Here is a 19,698-nt window from a genome sequence, read left to right as displayed (position 1 = left end):
GTCCTGGCTCACGGCGCCCTGCCGGGACGAACGGCTCCGGCCCTGGACGAGGTCGACCGCGCGATGCTGGCGGAGCTGTCCGCGGACGGCCGCCTGGCGGTGCGCGCGCTGGCGGAGAAACTGCACATTTCGCGCACGAACGCGTACGCCCGGTTGGAGCGCCTGATGGCGGAGGGGGTGATCACGGGCTTCGGCGCCCGCATCGACCCGCGGCGGGCGGGCCTGGGGACGTCGGCGTACATCATGGTGACGGTCGAGCAGACGTCCTGGCGCACGATGGCGACCGACCTGCACGAGATCCCGTACGTCGACCACGTGGCGCTGGTGGGTGGCGACTTCGACATCCTGCTGCTGGTGCGGACGCCGGACAACCAGACGTTGCGGGATGTGGTGCTGGAGCGGCTGCAGGCGCTGGAGGGGGTGCGGGGGACGCGGACTTGGCTGATCTTCGAGGAACTGCCGGGCTCGGTGCTGAGCTGAGCCACCGGCCCGCCACCCGGAGCCGGACCCACGCCGCTCGGGACGGCCGGGCAAAACCCTTGCCCCCGAACACCCTTGCACTTCACCGCCGCACCGACTAGATGTGATCCCGTCGCCGGGCGACTCTTATTTTATGTCGAGAAATAACCAGCCCGAAACCTATTGACGTCGCTCCCCTCACCCGGTGAGGATCGGCCGGTCCGCCGTTCATCGCAGAATGGACCAGACCATGGCCAGAAGATCCCGCGCGTGGGTCCGTGCGCGCCGAAGTTCGCTCGTCACCCTGATGAGCCTGAGTCTGCTGGGCGGGATCGCCCAGGCGACGCCGGCCCAAGCAGACGCACCCGCCCAGCCCGTGATCGGCCAGCCGGCCAAGGACAAGAACGGCTGCGCCAAGATCGAGAAGACCCTGCCCACCCTCGCGGACTGGCCGAAGGTCGACAGCCGGTTCAAGGGCAAGGCCGACGACGAGGCGCGCATCGCCAAGATCCTCGCGGGCATGACCCTCGAGGAAAAGGTCGGGCAGATGACGCAGCCCGAGATCACCTCGATCACCCCCGACGAGGTCAAGCAGTACGCCATCGGCTCCGTCCTCAACGGCGGCGGCGCGTGGCCCGGCGGCAACAAGCACGCCACCCAGCAGGACTGGCTGAACCTCGCCGACGCCTACTGGAACGCCTCCAAGACCAGCCGCACCAAGATCCCCGTCATCTGGGGCATCGACGCCGTGCACGGCAACAACAACGTCTACGGCGCCACCGTCTTCCCGCACAACATCGGCCTCGGCGCCGCGCACGACCCGTGCCTGGTGCGTGACATCGCCGGCGCCACCGCGCGGCAGATCCGCGCCACCGGCCAGGACTGGGCCTTCTCGCCCACCCTCGCCGTCGTCCAGGACGACCGCTGGGGCCGCACCTACGAGGGCTTCTCCGAAGACCCGCGCATCACGCGCTCCTACGGCTTCGAGGCCATCGACGGCCTCCAGGACGGCGCCACCAAGCGCATCGGCTACAACGGCGTCATCGCCACCGCCAAGCACTTCATCGGCGACGGCGGCACGCTCAAGGGCCAGGACCAGGGCGTCAACCCGTCGTCCGAAGCCGACATGATCAACATCCACGGCCAGGGCTACTACGGCGCGCTCGCCGCCGGCACCCAGACCGTCATGGTGTCGTTCAACAGCTGGACCAACACCGACCTCGGCATCGACGAGGGCAAGCTGCACGGCAGCGACAAGGCGCTGAACCAGATCCTCAAGGGCAAGATGGGCTTCGACGGCCTGGTCGTGTCCGACTGGAACGGCATCGGCCAGGTCACCGGCTGCACGAACTCCTCGTGCCCGCAGGCGATCAACGCCGGCGTCGACATCGTGATGGTGCCCGCCGACTGGAAGGCGTTCATCACCAACACCGTCGCCCAGGTGCAGAGCGGCGCGATCCCGATGGCGCGCATCGACGACGCCGTCACCCGCATCCTGCGCGTCAAGATCCGCGACGGCCTGTTCGAGTCGCAGAAGCCGTCCGACCGCTCCTACGCGAACTCCGACGAGGCGCTCAAGGACAACTGGCTGGCCCGTGACGCGGCCCGCGCGTCGCAGACGCTGCTGAAGAACAACGGCAACGTGCTGCCGCTCAAGCCGTCGTCGAAGGTGCTGGTGGTCGGCAAGAGCGCCGACAACATCCAGAACCAGACCGGTGGCTGGACGCTGAGCTGGCAGGGCACCGGCAACACCAACGCCGACTTCCCGAACGCCACCTCGATCCTGACCGGCATCAAGCAGAACCTCGGCGACGCGAACGTCACCTTCGACGCCACCGGCAGCGTGGACCCGAAGGGCTACGACGCCGTCATCGCCGTCATCGGTGAGACGCCGTACGCCGAGGGCGTGGGCGACCTGACCCGCAAGACCCTCGAGGCGTCGAAGCTCTACCCCGAGGACCTGGCCGTGCTGGACAAGGTCAGCGGCAAGGGCACCCCGGTCGTCACCGTCTACGTCGGCGGCCGCCCGCTGTACATGAACAAGGAGATCAACCGCTCCGACGCGTTCGTGGCGGCCTGGCTGCCCGGCACCGAGGGCGGCGGCGTCGCCGACATGCTGGTCAAGGGCAAGGACGGCACGGGCTACCAGGGCACGCTGTCGTACTCGTGGCCGAAGAGCGCGTGCCAGTCGCCGCTCAACCCGTGGTCGCCGGACTACGACCCGCTGTTCAAGCTGGGCTACGGCCTGAAGAGCGGCCAGCGCGTCACGATCGGCCAGCTGGACGAGACCCCGGGCCCCGCGGCCTGCGGCTCCACCGGCGGCGGCGGGACGGCGACCGAGGACCTGTCGATCTACGACCGCACCGACGTCGCGCCGTACACCAGCCAGATCGGCTCGGCTTCGAACTGGGGCGGCACCGCGATCGGCCCGGACGGCGCGGCCGACCACCCCGAGATCAACACGGTCCCGACCGACGTCAACGTGCAGGGCGACGGCCTGAAGGCGACCTGGACGGGTGCCGGCGCGGCTCAGCTCTACATGCAGAACACGGCGGGCACGAACGACCTGCGCAGCTACCTGAACGCAGACGGGGCGCTGGAGTTCGACACGACCGTGCAGCAGGCGCCGGTCAACCGGACGGTGATCAGCATGCACTGCGTCTACCCGTGCTTCTCGGAGGTGAACGCGACGAAGCTGTTCACCGACCTGGCGGGCGGTCCGAAGACCACGGTCAAGATCCCGTTGTCCTGCTTCAACAACGGGCTGGACTTCGAGCACATCAACACGCCGTTCCTGGTCTACACCGACGCCGCGTTCCAGGCGTCGTTCGCGAACGTGCGGTGGGTCCCCAACGGGGCGAAGGATCCTGATGCGAGACCTTGTTCGAGTTTGACCTAGGTACCGGACCGGGCCGGGAGCGCGAAGCTCCCGGCCCGGTTTCGTTTCAGTGCTGCATGCCGTAGGACTTCTGGCACGGGTAGCCGTCGTTGGTCGCCGACCAGCTCGCCGGGTAGCCGTTCTGGGCCCAGGCCGCGTAGGCCTGCGCGTAGCTGTACCCCCTGGCGTGCAGCCATTGGCACGGCGTCTGCCCCGCCGCCGGGGTGATGGCGATCCACGGCTGGGCGGTGATCCAGCTCGGCTGGGCGTACCACTGGCTCGACGCGGCGACGCCCACCGGGGCAGCGGTCACGGTCTGCGGCGGCGGCACGAAGACGGTCTGCGGCACCGGTGCCGTCACGGTCGGCGTGCTCGGCGCGGTCACCGTCGCGGTCGAAACCGTTGCCTGGGAAGCGTTTCCGGCGATCGTGCGCGGCAACCCGCACGACGCCAGTGCGAGCACGGCGGAAAGCGCCGCGACGGTCCGAAGAGTACGCATGGCGGTCCTCATCTCGTCCTGGTCATGTGGCTGCCGACGATGACGCCGCCGGAAACGGTGTACGTGCCGGAAAAAGTCCGGGTGGTGCCGTCCGTCTGGGCCGCCGACAACACGACGTAGACCGTGCTGCCGCGGACGTCGGTGACCGTCAGCGTGTCCCACGACGTCGTCGCGAAACCGTTGACGTACTTGGCGTACCCGCCGCCGCCCGCGATGCGGCTGCCGCCGAGTGACCACGCGGTGGCGAAATCACGGCGGTTGAGCGCGTCGTAATAAGCGATCACCGTGCTCGCTTCCGCGGTTTCCCGTGGTGGCACCGAAACCGGGGGCTGGACGTACACCGGTGCGGGCACCGCGACCGTCGCGGTGCTGGTGACCGGCGCCTGCGGCACCACCGTGACCGGCACCGCCACCCCGGCCACCGGGATCCCGCACGCGGCCGCGCCCAGCAGCACCAGGGCGGCCACGGCGATTCTGGTCGCGTTCACGGCCATCACCTTCTTCCGTGTCCGCCCCCTGGAATCGGGCGGCCGGCGGGATCCGCAACGGATCCGGGGAACCGCGACGCAGTCGTTATCCCGTTGGGTCCTGCCCCGAGATGTCGTACGCGGTCATCGCGGCGGCCAGGTGACGGGCGTCCGCGGGCCGCGTCGCGTCGTAGCCGGTGATCAGCTGGACGCGCCCGAGCCGGTAGGTGAGCGTGTTGCGGTGGATGTTCAACGCCGTCGCCGCTTCGCCGCGGTTGTAGCCCGAAGTCACGAACGCGCGCAGGGCGTCGATCAGGTGCGGGTGCTCCGCCAGCGGCGCCAGGACCGCGGCGAGGGCTTCCCGCGCCGGGCTCGGGCGGGCCAGCTGGTACTCGATCGCCAGGTCCGCCAAGCGGTACAGCCGGGGCGGCCGGCGCAGGCTCTCCGCCAGCCCGAGCACTTCGCCGGCTTCGGCGTGCGCGGCCGAGATGTCCGCGAGCGTCCGCGCCAGGGCGGCCGCGGCGGTGCACGGACGCCCGCAGACGCGGTCGACCCGGGCCGCGACGGCGCCGGCCGCGACCCCGGCGGGTACCAGGAGCACCCCGCCGTCGCCCTTGAACGTCACCAGCACGCCCGGCTGGGTGTCCAAATCGGACCGGACCGCGCGGAAGAGGTCCGTCGCCGCACGGGAACCCGCCGAGGCGGGCAGCGACGGCAGGTGGAACACCACGACGTCGTAGCTCTCCGCCAGCTCGCGCCGCCGCACCGGGCGGCCCGCGAGCAGGTTGGCCGCCAGGTTCTGGCGGTCCTCACGGCGCTCCCAGTCGAGGTCGTCGCGCTCCTTCAGGTACGCCTCCGCCACCCGCGGCATCACCTCGCCGAGGAAGTCGAGCATCCGCGCGCCGAGCACCGCGCGATCGCCCGCCGCCAGGTCCCACGCGACGCTCGCGGCGAGCGGGTAGATCTTCAGCACGGCGTCCAGCGGCAGGCCGTCGCGGGCCCGCTCGGCGCCCCACGCGATCGGCAGCGCCAGCTCCTGCGCGGTCGGCCGCCGGTCCTCGGCGACGGTCGTCAGGAACAGCTCGAACACCGCCCGCGCGTTGGCGACCAGGTCGCCCTCCAGCACGCTCGCCGGCAGCAGCCGGTAGGCCGGGATCTCGGCGGCGCACCGGGCGATCATCGCGGCCGCGATCTCCTCGGCCCGCGGGAACAGCGCGTCGACGGCGTCCATGCCCGACATTGTCGCCGTGCACAAACGGCCACGGCAAGTTTCTGCGCGTTTTGCCAGCAGACAGCGTTGATCAAGGAGCGCATGCTGTGCATGACAACCAGACGAAGGGACTTCGCAATGGCGCGGGGAACGAAACGATGGCTGGCCGCGATCGGCTTGGCGGGGGCACTGGTCATGAGCGCGGCGGTGCCGGCCCAGGCGGCGGCCGGCGGGAACAACGACTTCGCGTGCCGCCCGAGCGCCGCCCACCCGAACCCGGTCGTGCTGCTCCACGGCACCTTCGCCACCTACTACGAGGACCTGAACTTCCTCCAGGCCGACCTGGCCGCCCGCGGCTACTGCACGTTCTCCCTGACCTACGGCGCCTACCCGCAGTTCCCGTTCGTGGGCGGCCTCAAGCCGGTCGCGGAGTCGTCGCTGGAGATCAAGGCCTTCGTCGAGCAGGTCCGCGCGGCCACCGGCGCGGCGAAGGTCGACGTCGTCGGCCACTCCGAAGGCGGCCTCCAGTCGATCTACCTGGCCAAGATGCAGGGCATCCAGAGCGAGATCGGCAAGGTCGTCGCGATTGCCCCGCCGACGCACGGCGCCAACGCCTCCGGCCTCCTGACGCTGGCCTACACGCTGCTGGGCAAGAGCACGTGGGACACGATCGTGAAGACGATCGGCCTGCCGATCTTCGCCGACGAACTGGACGGCGGCGCGGCGATCGTCGCCCTCAACACCGGCCCGGTCGCCCAGCCCGGCATCGACTACACGATCATCACCTCCCGCTACGACGAGCTGGTGACCCCGACGGAGACGTCGTTCATCCGCGAGCCCGGCGTCCACAACCGCTACGTCCAGGACTCGTGCCCGTTCGACCCGGTCGGCCACATCGGCGAGGCGTACGACCTGAACGTCTGGCACCTGGTCCGCAACGCCCTCGACCCGGCGAACGCCACCCCGATCAAGGTCTGCGCGGTCGGCTCCCCCGGCTGAGGTCGTGAGTGTTTAGGACGGTTCTAACCGTCCTAAACACTCACGAGCCGTCAGGCGAGGCCGAGTGCGAAGACGTGCAGGTCGGCGTCCGAAGGCAGGGTCACCGAGGCGATCGTCTTGCCGGCCGGGGCGTCGAACGGCGCCGTCGCGTACACCGACGCCCCGCCGCCCTGGCCGCCCGGCTGGTTGCGGTGGTCCGTGCGGGCCACCAGCGTGTTGCCGAACACCGGGTCCGTGCCGCCGCCCGGGAAGACCCAGTCGCCGAAGGACAGGTCCGCCGGGGAAGTCGTCCCGTCGGTGAACGTGACCGTCGCCGACGCCCGGTGGTCGCCGTTCGAGGCCGTGCCGATGAACGACAGGCGCGTCCCGGAGACCGCGAGCGTCTGCCCGGCCGCGACCGCGTTGTCGGGACGCCCGGCCGGCGCCGCGGGCCAGGTGAACGTCGTGCCGGACACCGACGCCGTCTTGCCGCCGGTCAGCCCGGCCGCGGCGAGGGCCTGCCGCGAGAGGCTGTTCCCGGCGCCGTCGATGTCCGCCGAACCGGCGTCGCCGTCGTCGGAGATGCCCACGTTCGAGTACGCCGCCGCCAGGCCGCCCGGCGGGGCGACCAGCACGATCACCGAGGTCCGGTCGCCGCCCACGGTCACCGGCACCTGGTAGTAGCCCTCGGGCGTCCCGGCGGCCACCGACACCGTCAGCTTCGCGGTGCCGCTGCCGGTGCGGTCGTCGAGCCGCAGCTGCCGCGGGCCGGTCACCGAAATCCCGGACGGCGCCTGCGTGGTCACGTCCAGCCCCCGGTCATGCCCGCCGAGCCGCTGCCCGCTCACGATGGCTTCGCCGGACGTCCCGGGCGCGACGGCGACCTGGTTGGTCACCGACGTCAGGAACGGCTTCTCACCGTCCCGGTAGGACGGTGGCACCGAGTCGGCCGCCCACCGCTTGTCCGGAGTGGACACCAGCGAGAAGTCCAGCCGGCCGCCGTCCCGCGCGGTGTTCACGGGCAGCGACGTCCGGTTCCAGTCGCGGCCGTTCAGCGACAGCGAATGGACGTACGTCGACGGCGCCTTCGGGGCCCGGATGTCGAGCGTCCGCCCGGACGGCAGTGACAGCACCGCGCGCTCGAACAGCGGGCTGTGCACGACCAGGTCCGGCGTCCCCGGCGTGGCCGGGTAGATGCCGAGCGCGGCCCAGACGTACCACGACGACTGCGCGCCGAGGTCGTCGTTGCCCGGCTCGCCGTCGGGGGTCGCGCTGAACAGGGTCGTCGCGATCTCGCGGACCACCTGCTGGGTCTTCCACGGCTGCCCGACGTGGTTGTACAGCCACGGGACGCCGAAGTCGGGCTCGTTGCCCGCCCACATGTACGGCTCGTTCGGGCCGACGTTCAGCTTCTGGAAGAAGGTGTCCAACCGGGACGCGACCGCCGAGGGGCCGCCCATCGCCGTCACGAGCCCGGCCGGGTCCTGCGGCACCAGCCACGTGTACTGCGCCGCGTTGCCCTCGTCGAAGCCGTCCTGGCCGAACTTGCCGGGCGGCGGCGGGACGTACGCCGGGCCGTCCGGGAAGCGCCCGTCCTGCGCGCGCGGCTGCAGGTAGCCGGTCAGCGGGTTGAACAGGTTCTGCCAGTTCTGCCCGCGTTTCGTGAACTCGCGGGCGACGTCGCGGTCGCCGATGCCCTGCGCGAACCGCGCGATGGCGAAGTCGTCGATCGCCCACTCCAGCGTGATCGACGCGCCGACGCGGGCGTGGTCGCCGCGGGAAGCGTCGTTGTTCGGCAGGTACCCGCGGGTCACGTAGTCCGCGATGCCCCGCCGTTCCTGGTACGCCCCGGGCGTTTCGTCGACCGACGTCGCGCCCTTGACCAGGTACTTCAGCGCCGTCTTGACGTCGAAGTCCCGCGCCCCGAACGCGTACAGGTTCGAGATCAGCGCGACCGAGCTGTCCCCGGTCATCTGCCCGGTGTAGTCGTTCGCCATCGGCCAGCGCGGCCACCAGCCACCCTGCACGGCGTCGTTCGTCAGCGACTGCGCCATGTCGCTGGCTTCCTTCGGGAAGAGCATGGCGTGCAGCGGCGCGAGCGAGCGGTAGGTGTCCCAGTCCGAGAAGTTCGCGTACTGGTGGCGCCCCTTCGGCAGGGTCCGGACCTGGTCGTCGAAGCCGATGTACCGCCCGTCGGCGTCGTCGAACGTGTTGGGGTGCAGCAGCGAGTGGTACAGCGAGGTGTAGAACGTCTTGAGCTGCGCGGTATCGCGGCCCGCGACGCGGATCTTGCCCAGCGCCTGCGCCCACTGGTCCCGAGTGGACTTCCGGACCGCGCCGAAGTCCCAGCCCGGGACTTCCGCCGCCGCGTTGGCCTTCGCGCCGTCGACACCCACGTAGGACATCGACACCTTGGCGTGCACGGTGCCCGAACCGAAAGTCAGGTACGCGCCCGCTTTCGGCGAGTCGACGCTGTCGGTGCCCGGCTTGACCGAAGCGCCGTCCCAGGTGCCGTGCGCGGTGAACGGCTGGTCGAAGGTGATGTCGTAGAACACCGTGTACTTGTTGGGCTTGCCGCAGAAGTTGCCGGTGGTGGCCGAGCCGCTGACTTCGCGGTCACCGGTGATCTTCAAGGTGGCGGCGGAGTTCCCGGCGAGGCTGGCGCCGCCCTTGACGAGCACCTGCGGGGTCGAGCCGGCCGGGTAGGTGAACGTCGCGAGCCCGGTGCGGGTCGTCGCGGTCAGCTCGGCCCGGACGTTCGAGTCGGCGAGCGTCACGGCGTAGTACCCGGGCTCGGCCTGCTCCCCGTCGTGGCCGAAGTGCTCGGTCCGGTCCCAGGGCGCGCTGCCGACGTCGCCGGTGACCGGCAGGATCGGCACGTCGCCGAACGCGTTGCAGCCGACCGAGGCGTGGTCGAGGCTGAAACCCCGGATCTGGTCGGAGTGGTACTGGTAGCCGGCGTACGCGCCCTGGGTGTCCGGCGAGAACTGCATCATCCCGAACGGCGCCGCCGGGCCGGGGAAGTTGTTGATTTCGCCGACCGAGCTCCCGCCGCGGCCGGTGCCGATCAGCGGGTCGACGTAGGCCGCCGGGTCCCCGACCAGGGGTGACAACGTTGTCGGCGCCGCCGAAGCGACGGTGGGGACCCCGATCACCGCCGTCGCGGCCAGCGCCGCCATGAACCTGTACCGCACCCGGTGCCTCCCAGAGCTGACAGCCTTGTCATCCGACCTTTGCCTGCGCCCGGCCTCCGGGTCAACACTTCGACAAAGACCTGTCTCGTGCCCTCAAGGTGTGAAGATCCGGTCAGGATCGGGTGGTGGCCGTGTCAGGACGCCTAACCTCGACCCCGTGTGCGCACGTGTACTGGTCGCCGAGGACGACGAAAAGCAGGCCGAGGTCCTCCGGCTCTACCTCGAGAGCGAGGGCCACACCGTCGTGCTGGCCCCGGACGGCCGGGCGGCCCTCGACGAAGCCCGCCGCACCCGCCCCGACCTGCTGGTCCTCGACGTGATGATGCCGAACGTCGACGGCCTCGACGTCTGCCGGATCCTGCGGCGGGAGTCCGACGTGGCGGTGCTGATGCTCACCGCCCGCGCCACCGAGGACGACCTGCTGCTCGGGCTCGACCTCGGCGCGGACGACTACCTGACCAAGCCGTACAGCCCGCGGGAGCTGATGGCCCGGGTCCGGACGCTGCTGCGGCGGACCGCCGGCCGGCGTGAACCCCCGGACCCGGCGTTGCGCGCGGGTGCGCTGCGGCTCGACCCAGTCCGGCACGAGGTGTCGGTCAGCGGCCGCCCGGTCGAGACCACTCCGGGTGAGTTCCAGCTGCTGGAAACGCTGATCCGGCAGCCGGGCCGGGTCTTCACCCGGCGGCAGCTGCTGGAGCTGACCCGCGGCGACGACCGGTTCGTCAGCACCCGGATCATCGACGTCCACGTGCTCAACCTGCGCAAGAAGCTCGAGCCGGACCCGCAGAAGCCGGTCTACCTGCGGACCGTGTTCGGCGTGGGCTACAAGCTGACGGCGGAAAATGACACCTAGCTTCCCGCGGCGGCGCAGTCTCGTCGTCCGGCTCACCGCCGTCTCGCTGCTGATCGCGCTCGCCTCGATCGCCGCGACCGCGTGGCTCGCGGTGCAGACCACCACGCGCGCGATCCAGCAGGAGCAGGGCCAGGCGCTTTCCGGCGACGCGACGATCTACACCGAACTGCTCGGCTACGCGGCGGCCAACCACACGTGGAGCCAGGCCGGGCCCCGGCTGAAAGCGCTCTCGGAGCAGACCGGCCGCCGGATCGTGCTGACCACCCTCGACCGGCACGTCCTCGGCGACTCCGGCGGCACGCCGGTCACGCTGCCGGTCAAGGCGACCGCGTCGGTCGACCCGCTGCACGTCGACCCGGTGCTGCTGCCCCAGGCCGGGACGAGCGGGATCGACCCGCGCGCGGCCGGCCCGTTCCGGCTGCCGCCGTCCGAACGCGACGGTCTCACGTCGCTGGCCACGAAGACCGCCGCCTGCCTCGCGACGGTCGGTCTCCCCAGCCAGGTGCGCGAGTCGCCGAGCGGACGGCCGCAGCTCGCCGGGCTCGACCCCCTGTCCGCGCGCTACTTCGCGTCGAAGTGCGGCCTCTACGAGCTGGCCGAGCCGACGCCGACCGAGCAGGGAGCGCTCGACAGCCTCAACGAAGCCGTCAACCGCTGCCTGCAGGCGCAGGGTGCGGAGTCGGTGAAGCTGGGCCTCGACCTCGAAGTCCTCGGCGTCACCGACCAGCGGCCGACCCAGGGCTGCCTCGACGCGGCCCGCCGCGAGCAGCTGACGCCGTTCGTCGCGCCGCCCGCGTTGCTCTTCACGCTGGGGCCGGGCGGGTCGCAGCTGCCGACGTTCACGCTGTCCCGGGCGAACCTGACGCGGATCCTCGCGGTGACCGGCGGCGTGCTGGTGCTGGCCGTCGCGCTCACGGTGCTGGTCGCGACCCGGCTGTCCCGCCCGCTGCGGGCGCTCACCGAAGCGGCGGAACAGGATCGCCCGGCGCCGGTGAAGTCCCGCGACGAAGTGGGCTACCTCGCCGCCGCGTTCAACGACCTCACCGCGCGGCGGGAGCGCATCGAGGAGCTGCGCAAGGCGATGGTCAGCGACATCGCGCACGAGCTGCGCAACCCGCTCAACGTCATCCGCGGCCGGCTGGAGGCCGCCGAGGACGGCCACTTGCCGTTCGACCACGCGCTGAGCGCGTCGCTCCTCGAAGAAACCGTGCTGCTGCAGCACATCGTCGACGACCTGCAGGACCTCGCCGCCGCCGACGCCGGGCAGCTGCGGCTGCACCCCGAGCTCCTCGACGCGGCCGAGCTGGCCGGCCACGTCGCCGTCGCGCAGGCCGACCGGGCGGCCGCGGCCGGCGTCGGGCTCACCGTCGAAGCCGTCGGGGAAACCGCGCTCACCGCCGATCCGGTGCGGCTGCGCCAGGTCGTCGGCAACCTGGTGACGAACGCGATCCGGCACACCCCCGCGGGCGGCCGGGTGGTGATCCGCGTGTCGTCCACAGTGGATGAGCTGACCCTCGCGGTGGCGGACACCGGCACCGGGATCGCCGCCGCCGACCTGCCGCACGTGTTCGACCGGTTCTGGCGGGCCGAGAAGTCCCGCAGCCGCCAGACCGGCGGCAGCGGGCTCGGCCTCGCCATCGTCCGGCACCTCGTGCACGCCCACGGCGGGACGGTCACCGTCGAGTCCGAAGTGGACGAAGGCTCGACGTTCACCGTCCACTTCCCCCGGGCGTAGCTTTCACGTGAAAGCTACGCGCCTAGCCCTTGAGGCCGCTCTGGGCGAGCCCTTCGACGAACTGGCGTTGCGCGACGATGAACACGACCAGCACCGGCACGACCGTCGTGGTCGCGGCGGCGAGCTGGACGTTCCAGAGGTGCCCGCCGTAGACGTCGACGTACTGCGTCAGCGCCACCGGCAGCGTGAACCTGCTCTTGTCGGTCAGGTAGACCAGCGGTTCCAGGAAGAAGTTCCACGTGTTCAGGAAGGTGAAGATCGCGACCGCGGCCAGCGCGGGCTTCGCGATCGGCAGGGCGACGCGCCGGTAGAGCCCGAACCGCGAGAGGCCGTCGAGCCGGCCCGCTTCTTCGAGCTCGCCCGGGATCGTGAGGAAGAACTGCCGCATCACGAACGTCGCCAGCACGCTCGGCGCCCCGAAGATCGGGACGACGATCAGCGGCCAGTGCGTGTTGGTCAGGCCGAGGTCGTCGACCACCCGGAACAGCGGGATGATCGTGACCTCGCTCGGCACCATCAGTCCGATGAGGATCAGCGCGAAGAGCTTTTCGCCGCGGAACCGGATGCGCGCGAACGCGTACCCGGCGAGCGAGGAGAAGAACATCGTGCCGAGCGTGACGAGCACCGCGATGTAGAGGCTGTTGAAGTACTGCTGCGCCAACGGGAAGTCGGTGAACGCCGTCCGGTAGTTCTCCCACTGCGGCTGGGTCGGGAACAGCTTCGGCGGGTACGCGAGCACCTCGTTGGCCGGCAGCAGCGACGCCGTGATCATCCACCAGGTGGGGAACACGAACGGCACGGCCAGCACGACCATCACCGCGTAGCAGGCGATCTTCGCCCTACGACTCATGGAACACCCACCGCCTCCGCATCCGCCACTGCAGCAGGGTCAGCACGAGGATGACGAGGAACAGCACGACGGCCAGCGCGGAGCCGTAGCCGAGGTCGTGGTTGGCGAAGGCCTGCTGGTAGAAGTAGAACACCAGCACGTTGGTGCTGTCGGCGGGCCCGCCGAGGGTCAGCACCTGGATCTGCGCGAACACCTGCAGCGCGCCGGCCACCGTGATGATCGCGGTGAGCAGCGTGGTCGGGCTGATCATCGGCAGGATCACCGAACGGAACCGCCGCCACGGCCCGGCACCGTCCAGTTGCGACGCTTCCATGATGGACGAGGGGATCCCCTGCAGGGCGGCGAGGAACAGCACCATGTTGAGCCCGACGTTCTTCAGCACCTGCACCACGATCACCGACAGCATCGCGGTCCCGTTGCCGCGCAGCCAGTTCGGCCCCTCGACGCCGATCGTCTGCAGCAGCGCGTTGATCCCGCCGTTGTCCTGCAGGAGGAAGTTCCACACGATCGTCCAGGCGACGAGCGTGACGACCACCGGCGAGAAGAAGACCGTGCGGAACACCGTGGTACCGCGCAGCTTGAGGTTGAGCAGCAACGCCAGCGACAGCGCGAGCGCCAGGTTCAGCACGACCAGGCCGACGCAGAAGATCGCCGTCGCGCGGGCGACCTTCGGCGCGGTCGGGTCGTCGAAGAGCTTCGCGTAGTTGCCCGCGCCCGCGAACTCCGAGGTCCCGGCCAGCAGGTTGACGTCCTGGAAGCTGTACCAGACCACCGCGACCAGCGGCGCCACCACGAAAGCGAGGAAGCCGAGTGCCTGCGGGGCGATGAACAGCCATCCCGTCAGCTCCTCGCGCTTCTTCGACGTCCAGGTCATTGGTTCAGCGCCGGTTCGATGGCCTGGCAGACCCCGGCCAGCGCGGCGGGCACGTTCGCGTCCGGCTTCCACATCGGGTCCAACGCGGACTGCACGAGCGACGCGATCCGCGCGCTGCCGGTGTGCGACGGCAGCACCGCGCCGGTCTTGATCCCGTTCACCACGACGTTCTGCAGCTGCTCCTGGCTGAACAGCGGGTTCGCCTTGGCCAGGGTGGCCGCGTTGAGCAGGCTGTCGCGGGCCGGCGGGAAGTACTGGCCGAGCTTCGCCGAGTTGGCCGGGTTGGTGAAGAACGCGAGGAAGTCGGCGGCGGCCTTGGCGTGCTTGCCCTTCACCGGGACGCCGATCCCGGCCTGGCCGACGACCTGCGCGTTCGCCTTCGGCCCGGCGGGCAGCGGGACGATGCCCCACTCGAACGGCTTGGCCTTGAGCAGCCCGGCGCGGCTGATCTGCGCGATCGTCAAGCCGCTTTCCCCGGCGAAGAAGTCCGCCGTCGTGCCCGGGCCGGGCAGCGCCTTGTCGGTGAAGATCGCCTGGTGCAGGAAGGTCATCGCGGACGTCATCTCCGGGGAGGTGAACCCGCAGGTCTTGCCGTCCGGGCCCCAGGCGTCGGCGCCGAAGCCGCGCCACACCGAGGCGAGCAGCACCCACTGCTTGTACTCGAACTCGCGGATGACCAGGCCCGCCTTGCCGGTGACGCGCGCGGCGACCTGGGCGGCGATCCGCCTGGCCGCGTCCCAGGTCCACTGTCCACTCGCGACCAGCCGGTCGGGTGTCTCGGTGATGCCGGCCTGGGTGAGCAGGTTCTTGTTGTAGAACATGCCGAACGGCGAGGTCGAGAACGGGTAGGCGTACAGGCCGTCGTCCTTGGTCCACAGCTTCGTCGCGGACGGGACCAGCTCGGCGGCGTTGTACCCCGCGGTGGAGTCCAGAGTGGACTTGAGGTTGGTGAGGGCACCGGACTGGACGAAGTCCGGGGCGTCGCGTTCGAGGATCCACGCGAGGTCCGGCGGGTTGCCGCCGGAGAGCTGGGTGGTGAGCGCGGCCGAGTAGGCGCTCGTGTCGCCCGGGACGACGTCGAACTTGACCGACGCGACTTCCGGGTGGGCCTTGCGGTACTCGGCGGCGATGGAGTCGAAGAGGGCGAGCTGGTTCTTGTCCGTCGTCCAGACGGTCATGCGCAGTGCGATGTTCTTGTCATCGCCGTCACCGCCTGAGCACGCCGTCGAAGCCAGTGCGACGGCGGACAGGGCCGCGGCGAGCAGCCGGATTCTCCGGTAGGCCACGATGCCTCCTGGTTATTCGAATTATCAGGGACGGTAAGCGCCGCCCCCTGCAGTGTCAACCGGCCGTTCGGCCTCAGCGGGAGTCTGTTGTGGAGGGTCCGGCCGCGGTGGCGCCCTCGTGGATCCGGCACGGCAGGAGCAGCTGGCGCGACCGGGGTTTCCGCAACAGCTCGACGAGCACGCGCACGGCGTGCACGCCCATTTCGTGGCGCGGGATGCGGAACATCGACCAGTCGGTCGCGGTGCTCGGCACGGCGTGCGCGTGCGGCTGCTGCGAAGGGTCGGCGTCGCCCAGCACGACGAGCGAAAGGTCCTCGGGCACGGTCAGCCCCAGGTCGTGTGCGCACGCCAGGATGCCGTCGGCCATCGCCGAGCTCTCGACGAGCAACGCCGTGACACCTTCGTCGCGCGCCTGCCGCAGCGCGATCGCCGGGTCTTCGGCGAGGAACACCAGCGGCGGGAGGCGGTGCTTGCGCGCGGCGGCCTCGTACCCGGCGCGGCGGTCGAGCGTCGGCTCGTTCTCCTCGGTGACGCTGAGCAGCCCGATCCGGCGGTGCCCGAGGCCCCACAGCCACTCGTGGACCTCACGGGTGGCGGCGACGTAGTCGGCGCCGACGTAGCTGATCGGCCCGGTCGGCGACTCGCGGCGGCCGATGAACACGAACGGGAACTGCTCCTCGACCAGCTGCGCGAGCTCCTGCGGGTCGTTGTGCCTGCCGAGCAGGATCGAGCCGTCGGCGATGCGCAGCCGGTTCGTGCCCGCCTCGTAGATCCGGCGGCGCCCGTCGCGGCGGCCACCGCTGGTGAACAGCAGCAGGTCGAAGCCCTGCTGCTCGGCTTCCTCCTCGATGCCAAGCAGGAACGGCCGGTAGAAGTCGGCCACCCCGGACGGGAACACCGACTCGTAGGTGAACACGCCGAGGATCTGGTTGGACTTCCCGCGCAGCCGTCGGCCCATGATGTCCACGGTGTAGCCGGTTTCGCGCAGCACCTGCTGCACGCGGTCGCGGGTCTCGGTGGTGATGCGCAGGCTGTCGGAACCGTTGAGCACCATGGACACGACGGCCTGTGAGACGCCGGCCAGGCGCGCCACCTGGGCCTGCGTGACCCGGCCCGAACCCGCCGTCATCCGTGACTCCCTCCCGCTGCTCTCCGGCAGACCCTACCGGCGGCAAGCTCAGTACCCCCGCACTTCCGGCCACCGGCGTTCCACCCCGGCGGCGTCCAGCACGCGCGCGAAGTCCTCGAAGAGCCGGCTGTCGGCCTGGACGGCTTTCGGCTCGACGTCCTCGCGGACGGCGAAGGCCGCGAGCAGCCCGGCCACCTCGCCGACGTTCCACTCGACGGGGTGCAGCCGGAAGCAGCCGTTCGTGATGTGCGTGGTGCCGATGTTCTTGCCCGCGGGCAGCAGGTTCGCGGTGCGGACCGGGAGCAGCGCGCCCAGCGGGATCTCGTACGGCACGCTGGCGACGTCGATGTAGTTGTCCCCGCCGGTCGACGGGTGCAGGTCGATCCGGTAGCTCCCGACCCCGACGGCGTCCGCGCGGCGCACCCGCCCGTCGACGCCGAGGATCTCGGCGGAGACGTCGTGTTCGGTGACGGTCGTGACGGCCTTGATCCGCCGCGCTTCGCGGACGTACGCGGACTTCGCGAGGCCGTCCTTCGTGCCGGTGACGTCGGGGCGGAGCTTGAGCCCCGGGAAGCCGGTCCCGCCGTCGGCGCGGGGCGCCTCGGTCTGCAGCCAGTAGAGGACGGAGAGGCTCAGCTGCTTGGCTTCGCGGTGCGCTTGGGCGACGTCGGCCTCGGTGGTGTGACCGGGGATGGTGAGCGCGGGCTTGAGCCAGTAGTCGTTGAGCGGCCAGTTGACGAGCGTGACATCGGAGTCGAAGGCGCCGGCGGTGTGCAGGTTGCGGGCCAGGATGCGGCGGAACGTCCACAGTTCCTTGTCACCGGCGTCGGCGCTCTGATCGGCGCTGACGGCCAGCGGGTCACCGGGCGGGTTCGGCACGAAGGTGCGCTTGACGGGTTCCAGCGACCGCGGATCGGGGGCGACGAACCCGAGCAGCGGACCGGGCCAGAAGTCCGGCTGGTAGTCGCGCCAGAAGCCGAACATCGCCGGCTTGTCGATGACGTGGTTTTCGCCTTCGTGGTGGGAAACGGCGAAGCAGTAGGTGATGCCCTGCAGGTTCGCCGGGTCGGCTTCGTCCGGCGCGTGGGGTTCGCCGTGGGCGCTTTTCGCTTCCGCCCCGGTGACGTGTTCGGTGCCGGCGAGGGGCAGGAGGTCGCCGTTTTCGGTGGCGTCGAGGACGTACTGGGCGGTGACGGTGATCCGGTCTTCGCCGTTCTCGAGGACGACGGCATCGACGCGGTCGCCGGTGGTGTGCACGCCGACCGGCCGGTGGTGGCGCAGGACGTGGATCCGCCCGGCACTGACGTGCGGCGCGAGCACGGCTTCGATGACGGCGAGCGCCACTTTCGGCTCGTGGCAGAGCTTGCTGACCTTCCCGGCGCCGGGATTGAGCTCAGCGTGCTTCGCGGCTTCGGCGCGAAGCGGGTAGTGACGGCGGTAGTGGTCGCGGATGCCGGCGCGCAGCTCGCGGTAGGTGCGGGTGGACCCGAAGCGTTCGATCCAGGGGTTTTCATCGGGCGGAACGGCCTGGGCGGTGAGCTGGCCGCCGAGCCAGCCGGTCTCTTCGGTGAGAACGACCCGCCGGCCGTGGGAGGCCGCGGCCAGCGCGGCGGCGACCCCGCCGAGCCCGCCGCCGACGATGAGGATCTCGGTGCCCAGTTCCTTCATGAAGCCTTCCCGACGGTGATAATTCGAATTACTGCGTGGGTATGGTGCGCGAACGACCGCCGGCGAGTCAAGAGCCGGAACCGGCCGCCGTCCGCTCCGCGCCGGGTGAGCTGAAGGGGACCTTCAGCCCACGTGGGCTGACCGGTCGGCGGCGCGAGCTCAGCCGCGCCGGCGGCGCGTGGTCACTCCGCGCACCGGAACCGCGTACAGGCCCGGTTCCAGATCGAGCAGCAGGACCATGCGCCGGCCCTCGCCGCCGATCCACGCGCGGTGGTTCTGCCAGCCGGCCAGGCCGCGGAGGCTGTGCGTCGACAGCGAACGGCGGAGCTGGACCATCGAACCGTCGCGGTAGGCGGCGTGCACCGGCGGCTGGTGTTCCGGACGGCCGCCGAGCAGCTCGGGCAGGACCGTCACCCCGGCGCGGCGCCAGCCCGTCCTGGCGACCGCGCGCCGGCGCAGGAGCCACCCGATGGCGACCGTGGCCGAGATGGGCGAGCCGACGACGCCGGCCAGCGCCGGCACCGTGGCCAGGTCGCCGGCTCCGCTCGGGTTCGCCTCCTCCGGCGTGCGGACGCGGGTCGGGGCGGCGGGGTCGTAGACCACGGTCACCCGGTCACCGAGGTGGTACGCGCAGTCGGCGGCGCAGTAGATCCGCGCGCGCCGCTCCCCGGGCGGCGCCGGAAAACGCACGTCGAAGTACGGCGGTTTCTTGCCGGGGTCGTGGTAGAACACGACCTCTCCCGGCACCCGGACACCGGTCACCAGGAGGTCGTCGGCCGCCGCCCGGACCAGGGTCATGCCGGTGAGCCCCGCCGCGAGCACCACGGCCCAGGCCAGGGCCAGCCCCACCGCGCGGAGGGTGGTCCGGCGCAGCCGCGCCGTCTGCGCGGCGAAGTCGCCGGCGGTGCGGTCCACCGGCGGCAGCCACGCGGAGAAGTCCTGGTCGGCCATGGGGGCAGAGTACGGCCTGCGACCTGCGAAAACGACGCGATGAGAAGCACCCGCGGACCAGGCAACCGGATGACCTCGCCGGGCGTGCAAGTGATCAGGCGGGCCGGTCGCCGAGCACCGTGGCCGCCAGGCGTTTGGCCGTGCGGAACGGGTCCGCGGCCTGGGCGACCACCGACTGCACCGCGGCGCCCTCGAGCAGCAGCATCAGCTCATCCGCCAGCCGGTCCGCCCCGGCACCGCGGCCGAGCTGGGCGCGCAAGTACCCGTGCAGTGCCGTCTTGTGGTGGCGGACCACCTCGCGCACCGGGTCGGCCGGGTCCGGGAACTCCGAAGTCGCGTTGAGGAACGCGCAGCCCCGATACCCATCGCGGGACAGCCAAGCCTCGTAGGCGTCGAACACCGCCAAGACCCGCGCCCGCGGCTCCGGTTGCGCCGCCGTGATCTCGTCGATCTGCTCCTGCCACGCGCGGTCGCGCTCCCGCAGGTACGCCACCACGAGCCGGCTCTTCGAGCCGAAATTGCCGTACAGCGCCGCCTTCGTGACGCCCGCCTCCGCGGCCACCGCGTCGACGCCGACGACGTGGATGCCGTCCCGGTAGAACAGCGTCGACGCGGCCTTGAGCACCTTCCCCCGTGCGTCGCCGGGGCGAGTCCGAGCCACCATACC

General features: G+C 70.8%; 16 protein-coding genes. 5 read left to right on the top strand and 11 right to left on the bottom strand.

The window, feature by feature from the left end; genetic code table 11:
- The first annotated feature begins 3 nt into the window (after window positions 1-3).
- Both SD460_RS15680 and SD460_RS15675 read left to right on the top strand, forming a co-directional pair.
- Window positions 4-480 (top strand): Lrp/AsnC family transcriptional regulator, encoded by a 477-nt coding sequence (locus SD460_RS15680; protein WP_318306565.1) that lies wholly within the window; start codon window positions 4-6, stop codon window positions 478-480.
- Between the two features lie 286 nt (window positions 481-766).
- On the top strand, window positions 767-3,358 hold the full coding sequence (locus SD460_RS15675; protein ID WP_290058102.1) for a glycoside hydrolase family 3 protein: 2,592 nt from the start codon (window positions 767-769) through the stop codon (window positions 3,356-3,358).
- 46 nt (window positions 3,359-3,404) lie between these two features.
- Here SD460_RS15675 and SD460_RS15670 read toward each other — a convergent pair whose 3' ends face one another.
- The 3 genes from SD460_RS15670 to SD460_RS15660 all read right to left on the bottom strand — a co-directional run bounded on the left by SD460_RS15670 (window position 3,405) and on the right by SD460_RS15660 (window position 5,534).
- The gene (locus tag SD460_RS15670; protein ID WP_290056623.1) at window positions 3,405-3,836 is read right to left on the bottom strand and encodes a hypothetical protein; all 432 of its coding nucleotides are present in this window, start codon (window positions 3,834-3,836) and stop codon (window positions 3,405-3,407) included.
- 8 nt (window positions 3,837-3,844) lie between these two features.
- Window positions 3,845-4,330 carry a hypothetical protein gene (locus SD460_RS15665; RefSeq protein WP_290056624.1) on the bottom strand — a complete coding sequence of 162 codons (486 nt, stop codon included), beginning with the start codon at window positions 4,328-4,330 and terminating at the stop codon, window positions 3,845-3,847.
- Window positions 4,331-4,409: 79 nt separating this feature from the next.
- Window positions 4,410-5,534, bottom strand: a complete 1,125-nt coding sequence (locus SD460_RS15660) for a PucR family transcriptional regulator (RefSeq protein WP_290056625.1) — start codon at window positions 5,532-5,534, stop codon at window positions 4,410-4,412.
- Between the two features lie 117 nt (window positions 5,535-5,651).
- Here SD460_RS15660 and SD460_RS15655 point away from each other — a divergent pair, with 117 nt between their 5' ends.
- Entirely contained in the window at window positions 5,652-6,512 is an 861-nt protein-coding gene (locus tag SD460_RS15655; protein ID WP_290056626.1) for an esterase/lipase family protein, read from the top strand.
- 50 nt (window positions 6,513-6,562) lie between these two features.
- Here SD460_RS15655 and SD460_RS15650 read toward each other — a convergent pair whose 3' ends face one another.
- The gene (locus tag SD460_RS15650; protein WP_290056627.1) at window positions 6,563-9,685 is read right to left on the bottom strand and encodes a GH92 family glycosyl hydrolase; all 3,123 of its coding nucleotides are present in this window, start codon (window positions 9,683-9,685) and stop codon (window positions 6,563-6,565) included.
- A 157-nt stretch (window positions 9,686-9,842) separates the two neighbouring features.
- Between SD460_RS15650 and SD460_RS15645 the strand changes: the two genes are divergently transcribed.
- Together SD460_RS15645 and SD460_RS15640 are read left to right on the top strand one after the other, a co-directional pair.
- Entirely contained in the window at window positions 9,843-10,538 is a 696-nt protein-coding gene (locus SD460_RS15645) for a response regulator transcription factor (RefSeq protein ID WP_290056628.1), read from the top strand.
- Window positions 10,528-12,273: a sensor histidine kinase gene (locus SD460_RS15640; RefSeq protein ID WP_290056629.1), complete on the top strand. Its 1,746-nt coding sequence runs from the start codon at window positions 10,528-10,530 to the stop codon at window positions 12,271-12,273. The genes SD460_RS15645 and SD460_RS15640 overlap by 11 nt, the downstream gene beginning before the upstream one ends.
- A 22-nt stretch (window positions 12,274-12,295) precedes the next feature.
- Here SD460_RS15640 and SD460_RS15635 read toward each other — a convergent pair whose 3' ends face one another.
- The 7 genes from SD460_RS15635 to SD460_RS15605 all read right to left on the bottom strand — a co-directional run bounded on the left by SD460_RS15635 (window position 12,296) and on the right by SD460_RS15605 (window position 19,692).
- On the bottom strand, window positions 12,296-13,123 hold the full coding sequence (locus SD460_RS15635; RefSeq protein WP_290056630.1) for a carbohydrate ABC transporter permease: 828 nt from the start codon (window positions 13,121-13,123) through the stop codon (window positions 12,296-12,298).
- Window positions 13,113-13,997 carry a carbohydrate ABC transporter permease gene (locus SD460_RS15630; protein ID WP_290056631.1) on the bottom strand — a complete coding sequence of 295 codons (885 nt, stop codon included), beginning with the start codon at window positions 13,995-13,997 and terminating at the stop codon, window positions 13,113-13,115. Before SD460_RS15630 ends, SD460_RS15635 begins: the two co-directional genes overlap by 11 nt.
- Complete coding sequence (locus tag SD460_RS15625; protein WP_290056632.1) at window positions 13,994-15,283, bottom strand: ABC transporter substrate-binding protein; 1,290 nt, start codon at window positions 15,281-15,283, stop codon at window positions 13,994-13,996. The genes SD460_RS15630 and SD460_RS15625 overlap by 4 nt, the downstream gene beginning before the upstream one ends.
- A 73-nt stretch (window positions 15,284-15,356) precedes the next feature.
- A complete protein-coding gene (locus SD460_RS15620; protein ID WP_290056633.1) occupies window positions 15,357-16,412 on the bottom strand; it encodes a LacI family DNA-binding transcriptional regulator in 1,056 nt (351 codons plus the stop codon).
- Window positions 16,413-16,460: 48 nt separating this feature from the next.
- Window positions 16,461-18,080: an FAD-dependent oxidoreductase gene (locus SD460_RS15615; RefSeq protein WP_290056634.1), complete on the bottom strand. Its 1,620-nt coding sequence runs from the start codon at window positions 18,078-18,080 to the stop codon at window positions 16,461-16,463.
- 159 nt (window positions 18,081-18,239) lie between these two features.
- Window positions 18,240-19,031 carry a DUF3592 domain-containing protein gene (locus SD460_RS15610; RefSeq protein WP_318306288.1) on the bottom strand — a complete coding sequence of 264 codons (792 nt, stop codon included), beginning with the start codon at window positions 19,029-19,031 and terminating at the stop codon, window positions 18,240-18,242.
- 94 nt (window positions 19,032-19,125) lie between these two features.
- Window positions 19,126-19,692 carry a TetR/AcrR family transcriptional regulator gene (locus tag SD460_RS15605; RefSeq protein ID WP_290056636.1) on the bottom strand — a complete coding sequence of 189 codons (567 nt, stop codon included), beginning with the start codon at window positions 19,690-19,692 and terminating at the stop codon, window positions 19,126-19,128.
- Between the last annotated feature and the right edge of the window lie 6 nt (window positions 19,693-19,698).

Source organism: Amycolatopsis solani (genome assembly GCF_033441515.1).
GTDB lineage: Bacteria > Actinomycetota > Actinomycetes > Mycobacteriales > Pseudonocardiaceae > Amycolatopsis > Amycolatopsis solani.
This window is presented reverse-complemented; position numbering and strand designations above follow the sequence as displayed.